The organism is Micromonospora sp. NPDC048887 (assembly GCF_040649715.1).
In the GTDB taxonomy this organism is placed as follows: Bacteria; Actinomycetota; Actinomycetes; order Mycobacteriales; family Micromonosporaceae; genus Micromonospora.
Genome location: NZ_JBEZGA010000018.1, coordinates 1 through 1314, shown reverse-complemented (window position 1 = coordinate 1314; position 1314 = coordinate 1). Strand labels below are relative to the sequence as shown.

Genomic DNA, 1314 nt, shown 5'->3' with positions numbered 1-1314 from the left:
GTCACCGCCCCGGAAACCACCCTCACGGGCACCACCCTCACGGCGGTCTCCCCCACGGAAGCCACCGTCACGGTCACCACCGCGGAAGCCACCCTCACGGCGCTCGCCGCCCCGGAAGCCACCCTCGCGACGGTCGCCGCCCTCGCGGCCCCCGCTCCGGAAGCCACCCTCACGGTCGCCGCCACGGAAGCCGCCCTCGCGGCGGTCGCCACCACGGAAACCACCATCACGGGCGCCGCTCTCGCGACGGTCACCGCCCCGGAAACCGCCCTCACGGGCACCACCCTCACGGCGGTCGCCACCACGGAAACCACCCTCACGGCGCTCGCCGCTCCGGAAGCCACCCTCGCGGTCTCCGCCCCGGAAACCGCCCTCGCGACGGTCGCCGCCCTCGCGGCCCCCGCTCCGGAAGCCACCCTCACGGCGGTCGCCACCACGGAAACCGCCCTCACGGCGGTCGCCGCCACGGAAACCGCCTTCGCGACGATCGCCACCGGCGAAGCCGCCTTCACGACGCTCAGCGCCACGGAAACCACCGTCACGGGCACCCGCCTCGCGGCGGTCGCCGCCCCGGAAACCACCACTCTCACGGCGGTCGCCCCCGCGGAAGCCACCCTCACGCGCGCCGCCTTCGCGACGGTCACCGCCGCGGAAGCCACCCTCGCGACGCTCCCCGCCGCGGAAACCGCTGTCACGGTCGCCGCCCCGGAGACCGCCTTCGCGACGATCACCGCCGCCGAAACCGCCCTCACGGCGGTCGCCGCCACGGAAACCGCCCTCGCGACGGTCACCACCGCCGAAGCCGCCCTCGCGACCCCCGCTCCGGAAACCGCCCTCGCGGCGGTCCCCGCCACGGAAACCGCCCTCGCGACGGTCACCGCCACGGAAACCGCCCTCACGGGCACCACCCTCACGGCGGTCACCGCCACGGAAGCCGCCTTCGCGACGGTCGCCGCCACGGGCGCCACTGTCGCGATCGCCACCACGGAAGCCGCCCGGGCGGTCGTCGCGGCCGCCCCGGTACGAGGGACGGTCATCGCGACGGCCGTCGCGGCCGGCGTCACCACGCCCCTGGCCGCGGTCGGCGCGATCCTCGTAACGACGGGGGCGGTCCCCGCCCTGGGGTCCTGAGCTCACAGGTACATCCTTCCTGATGGCGTTTCCGCCGAGAACGCTAACGCAGTCGAGGGCCGCCCCTGCTGGGGCGGCCCTCGACTGGAAGATTGTCCGGCGGTGTCCTACTCTCCCACACCCTCCCGAGTGCAGTACCATCGGCGCTGGAGGGCTTAGCTTCCGGGTTCGGAATGTGACCGG

General features: G+C 74.7%; 1 rRNA gene and 1 pseudogene. One reads left to right on the top strand and one right to left on the bottom strand.

Going from position 1 to position 1314, the window contains the following annotated elements:
• Window positions 1–1131, top strand: a pseudogene (locus AB0C17_RS23845) (hypothetical protein); the annotation flags it as partial.
• Window positions 1132–1225: 94 nt separating this feature from the next.
• Here AB0C17_RS23845 and rrf read toward each other — a convergent pair.
• Window positions 1226–1314 (bottom strand): 5S ribosomal RNA (gene rrf, locus AB0C17_RS23840); the annotation flags it as partial.